General features: G+C 69.6%; 1 protein-coding gene. It reads left to right on the forward strand.

The genetic code is table 11. From position 1 onward, the window contains the following. Positions 1 to 2,892 (forward strand): TIR domain-containing protein (locus U9983_RS27440; protein ID WP_322756786.1); only part of this gene is annotated, 2,892 nt, incomplete at both ends.

Consider the following 2,892-nt stretch of genomic DNA (forward strand, 5'->3'; position numbering starts at 1 on the left):
ATACAGGGGTCACCGACACAGGGGTCACCGACACGGCGGCGTCCGGTGACGGCGGTCGCTACGACTTCTTCGTCAGCTATACCGGCGTGGACGCCGCCTGGGCGGAGTGGATCGCGTGGCAGCTTGAGGCCCGGGTGCGGTTCGGTGAGCGGTCCGCGCGGGTGTTCGTGCAGGCGTGGGACCTCGTCCCGGGCACGAACTGGGCGGCCAGCATGCAGCTCGCGCTGCCGGTCTCGGCCCGGGTGGTGCCTGTCCTGTCCCCCACCTATCTGACCGACTCCCGGTACGGCAACGCCGAGTGGCTGGCGATCTGGCCGGAGGACCCCGAGGGGCTCAACCGTCGGATCGTGCCGGTCCGGGTCGCGGACTGCCAACCTGAGGGCCTGCTGCGCTCAACCACCTATATCGATCTGGTCGGCCACGACGAGACGGCCGCCGCCGACAGGCTGTTGGCGGGGATCACCGGCTCCGTCAGGGGTCGGGCGAAGCCCGCCGTCGCCCCGCCGTTTCCCGGCGCGGCCGCACGACCCGCATTCCCGGGGCCGGATGACCAACCGATAGTCCCCGGTCAGGCCACGACGATCAGGACAACCGCGGGCAGGCCGGACGAGCCCACGGAGCCGGCCGTCACGGTGCTGCACATCTCCGACACCCAGTTCGGGGCCCACCACGTGTTCGGCCGGGCCGGGCGCACCGAGGCCGACCGCGCCCACTCATCCCTGTTCGCCCGGTTGCACGACGACCTGCGAGGCCGCGCCGAAACCGAGGGCCTGCGGCCCGACCTCGTCGTACTCACCGGCGACCTGGCCGAAACCGGCGACGAGAACGAATTCGACCAGGTGTACGACTTCCTGGTCGAGCTCGCGGCGAGCCTGGAACTCGACCGGAACCGGTTCGTGGTCATCCCTGGCAACCACGACGTCAACCGGCTGCTCTGCCAGTCCTACTTCCTGCGTGAGCAGGCCTTCAAGCGGAAACCCCAGCCGCCGTACTGGCCGAAGTGGGAATGCTTCGACGCCCTGCTGCGGCGGTTCTACGGTGTCGACGCCGCGATCGGCTTCGGTGTCGGCGCGGAATGGTCGCTGGTCGAGATCCCCGACCGCAAAGTCGTGGTGGCCGGGCTGAACTCGACGATGGCCGAGACGCATGAGGAGCACTACGGCTGGCTCGGGGAACACCAGCTCCGTACCGTCACTGAGGCGCTTCGCGGCTACGAGCGGGACGGCTGGCTACGGATCGGTGCCGTGCACCACAACCCCATCCGGGGCGCCACCACGGACGACGAGAACCTGCGCGACGCCGACGACCTGGACCGTATCCTCGGCCCGCACCTGAACCTGCTGCTGCACGGCCACACCCACGACGGCCGGGCCAGCTGGTTGCCCTCCGGGCTGCCGGTCGCATCCACGGGCAGTGCGGCGGTCGATGCGCAGGCCCGCCCGTCGGAGGTGCCGAACCAGTATCAGCTGGTCCGGATCGACCGGGACGGGTTCACCCGCTATGCCCGCCGCTACGAGCCGGACCAGAAACGTTGGACGGGTGACCTGCGGGTCGACCCGGCCGGCAGCTCGTGGTCGGTGCGCACCCCGAGCGCTTTTCGGTCGGTACACGCGGCCTTCCCACCACAGCCCCCGCTGCCCGGCGCGGATGATGACAAGGAGGGTGAACTAGGCCCACACCGGCGCGAGCGGTATGGCCGGGGCATGGATGGCGACGGCCTTCCTGCCGGGTTGTCCGGGGCGCCGCGGCGGCGGCAACCGGACACGCTGGACGAAATCGCCGAGATGGCCCGGCTACACCACCCGGACGCGACGGTCGAGCGGGTCGAGGCGTCCGGCGGACTGCCCGCCCACTTGCGGGTGCGGCGGGCCGAAGGCCGTGTCGTCGAGCAACGGGTCGTCGGCCTGGTCGACGGCGAACTCGCGAACAGCGAACTGGACGCGGCGGCGGTCGACGAATTCGCCATGACGGTCCGGGCGCCGTACCTGGCCGCCTTCCCCGGTCTGTTCACCGACCTCGTCTACACCGCCGGGACGCAGGCCACCCCCGAGCTGGTCACCCACGCCGAGCGGCTGGGTGTGACGCTGCTGAGCCTGCCCGAGTACCAGGGCGTGCTGGACCTGCGCGGCTACGTCGACCGCCAGACCGCCCGGCTTGACGCCGACCCGGACTACCCACCCGAGCTGTATGTGCCGCAGCGCATCCGGCGGATCGACCGCACCACCGTCACCGCCCCCGCCCCCGCCCCCGCCCTCCAACAGATCGTCGAGTGGCTGACCACCGACGAGGCCCGGTTCATCCTTGTGCTCGGCGATTCCGGCCACGGCAAGACCTTTCTGACGCACGAGCTCGCTCTGGAGTTACCCCACCACCTGCCACATGTGGACCCGATGCTGATCGAGCTGCGGCAGCTGGAGAAGTCACTTGAACTCGACCGGCTCGTTGCCCAGCATCTGGTGGACTCCCAGGTCCGCCGGCCGGACCTGGACGCCTTTCGCTACATGCTGGGTCACGGCCGACTGATACTGATTTTTGATGGTTTCGACGAGCTCGCGGCCCGGGTCACCTACGAGCGCGCGGTCGCGCACCTGGACACCCTGCTGGCCGCCCTCGACAATCAGGCGAAGATCGTCGTGACGAGCCGGGCCGAGTTCTTCCTCACCGACGACGAGGTCCTGAAGAAGACCGGGGAGAAGGTCGAGCGGACGTTCGGCCGGTTCATCGTCCGGCTGGCGGAATTCACCCCCGACCAGATCCATGACTTTCTGGTCGGACGCTTCACCCGCACGCTGTCGGTGGAGTTTCCCGACACCGACGCCCGCCGTGTGGAAGCACGACAACGGGCAACAGCCCGCCTCGAGCTGATCGGGGAGGTGCGGGACCTCCCCGATC

Source organism: Protofrankia sp. Cas3, assembly GCF_963555955.1.
GTDB lineage: Bacteria > Actinomycetota > Actinomycetes > Frankiales > Frankiaceae > Protofrankia.